Origin of the sequence: Pseudomonas syringae (genome assembly GCF_021605415.1) — a bacterium.
GTDB lineage: Bacteria > Pseudomonadota > Gammaproteobacteria > Pseudomonadales > Pseudomonadaceae > Aquipseudomonas > Aquipseudomonas syringae_S.
In genome coordinates, this window is the sequence record NZ_WKEQ01000080.1 from 1 (window position 1) to 1,992 (window position 1,992).

Genomic DNA, 1,992 nt, shown 5'->3' on the forward strand with positions numbered 1-1,992 from the left:
ACCGTTGCCAAAGGCCCAATGGGCCAAGCCGAGCGAAGCACTGCTGCGCCTGAGCGAACAAGTGCGCAAACTGCAAAAACGCCAGCCGCGCCGGCCGATTACCGAGATATTTGCTGAAGTGCAACGCTCGGCGCTGAACGGAGCGAAACACGCATGAGTACGCCTTCAAAGTTGCCAATTAATGACCAAACCCGAAACGCCGGAGAGATCGAGCCTTTCCCTGGCGGAACGATCACCTACCTAGCCCCCCTGCCATTACCAACGTCATTGCCCCCTTATGGGCCACATATTGGTGAGTTAAATGACGTCTACATGGACTTTGGATTGGGTTCCCCAAGTGTCTTTATGTGGCAAATGACTTTGGGAGGGCCATTCAGCGTCGGATGTATGATCGCGTTTTTGTTTCCGTTAGTAGGCGGCGTTCTCGGGCTGTTATTTGGAGATAGTTGGGTAGACATCCTGAGCTACATAGAAGGGATTTTCCGTGAGGCTTGGAGCCTCGCATTAAAAGGCGGGTTCGCAATACTGCTTATTAGCGTGGGCGTCTGGCACCACGTCCACAAAAAACGCGCCTCAATCATTCCCACCCGCTTCAACCGCCAACGCCGCGAAGTCTGCTTCATGCCCGAAGGCGCCACCGAACCGGTCTTCATCCCCTGGGAATCACTCTCGGCCTGGATCATCGAATCCCAGGGCGTCAGCCAATACGGCGTCCAGCGCCAATACGGCATGGGCATCGGTTTCCAGCATGGCGAAACCCTGACCAGCGTGGAATTCCCTTGCGCCGGCCTGCCGCTCGCCATCAGCCACTGGGAAGCGATTCGCGGCTACATGGAATACGAGGTCAACGACCTCAAATCCATCCAGGATCTGCAAGACCTGCAAGGCCCCGACGACCCACCGCACGAAGGCCTGCACACCTTCTACAACGCCCGCGCCCGCATGCATCAGGAAATCCGCAACGGCGAACGCAATCGGTTGTCGGGGTTCTTCTGGTATCTCTATCACGTCATGACGCTGTGGACGCTGCCCAACCACATCACCGAATGGGAAGTGCGGCGCCTGGCAAGAATCGGCAAACAGACATTGCCCGACGTCATGCGCGAATGGTCAAAACCGTTGCCAAAGGCCCAATGGGCCAAGCCGAGCGAAGCACTGCTGCGCCTGAGCGAACAAGTGCGCAAACTGCAAAAACGCCAGCCGCGCCGGCCGATTACCGAGATATTTGCTGAAGTGCAACGCACCGCGCTGAACGGAACGAAATACGCATGATTACGCCTTCAAAGTTGCCAACTAATGGCCAAACCAAAAACGCTGGAGAGATCGAGCCTTTCCCTGGCGGAACGATCACCTATCTAGCCCCCCTGCCACTACCCACCCTATCGCCGGCCTATGGCCCTCATATAGGGGAACTAAATAATGTGTTTATGGATTTCGGGCTAGGGGCGCTACACGTTTTTTCTTGGCAAGTCATTCTCGGAGGGCCATTTACAATCACCTCCATGTATTCCGTCTTACTGCCTCTGTTCATATTCAGCATTGGCTTGTTTTTAGGATACGACTGGCTATATCTGTGGGATTTCACGGTAGAACTGTTTTTTCAATCATCAGCGTTAGGATTGATGGGGTCTTTCGCCATTTTATTTATCGGACTTGGCGTCTGGCACCACAACCACAAAAAACGCGCCTCAATCATTCCCACCCGCTTCAACCGCCAACGCCGCGAAGTCTGCTTCATGCCCGAAGGCGCCACCGAACCGGTCTTCGTCCCCTGGGAATCACTCTCGGCCTGGATCATCGAAGCCCAGGGCGTCAGCCAATACGGCGTCCAGCGCCAATACGGCATGGGCATCGGTTTCCAGCATGGCGAAACCCTGACCAGCGTGGAATTCCCCTGCGCCGGCCTGCCGCTCGCGATCAGCCACTGGGAAGCGATTCGCGGCTACATGGAATACGAGGTCAACGACCTCAAATCCATCCAGGATCTGCAAG

The 1,992-nt window shown here is 55.7% G+C and carries 1 protein-coding gene and 1 pseudogene; both read left to right on the plus strand.

Translation table 11 applies throughout. The features are described 5' to 3' along the window. The first annotated feature begins 537 nt into the window (after positions 1-537). Positions 538-1,272: a hypothetical protein gene (locus GIW69_RS26030; protein WP_236485655.1), complete on the plus strand. Its 735-nt coding sequence runs from the start codon at positions 538-540 to the stop codon at positions 1,270-1,272. Next, positions 1,269-1,992, plus strand: a pseudogene (locus tag GIW69_RS26035) (hypothetical protein); the annotation flags it as partial. The gene GIW69_RS26030 and the pseudogene GIW69_RS26035, both read left to right, overlap by 4 nt.